General features: G+C 33.0%; 1 pseudogene. It reads right to left on the bottom strand.

The window, feature by feature from the left end:
• A pseudogene (locus tag JKP73_RS22355) lies at nt 1–324 on the bottom strand (phosphatidylglycerophosphatase A family protein); the annotation flags it as partial.

The following is a 324-nucleotide window of genomic DNA, read 5'->3' as shown; positions in this document are numbered from 1 at the left end:
TGTTTTTTTGTTTATTTTCTTCCTCGATTAAAATATCTTCTCTTGTAGAGTGTGCAAGTCTACTTGAAGCAGCTGCAGCTATTGCTCCTACAATATCATCTAGGAAAGTATGTCATTCGCCTGTTGATTTATCATTTAGTTTCTTTAAAATTCCAGGTTTCTGTTTATCAATATATCCATAATTGGTAAATCCAATAGAACCATAAACGTTAACGATGGATAAAGCAATAATTTCATCATCGCCATATAAGCTTTCATCCGTATCGATGGTTTTCTGAAGAGGCTGTTCCAATTGTTTCTTTTCTGCTAATACATCTAATTGGA

This window comes from Virgibacillus salexigens, from assembly GCF_014905415.1.
GTDB lineage: Bacteria > Bacillota > Bacilli > Bacillales > Amphibacillaceae > Virgibacillus > Virgibacillus salexigens.
Note: the sequence above shows the minus strand (reverse complement) of the source record. Positions and strands in the feature narration are given on the sequence as shown.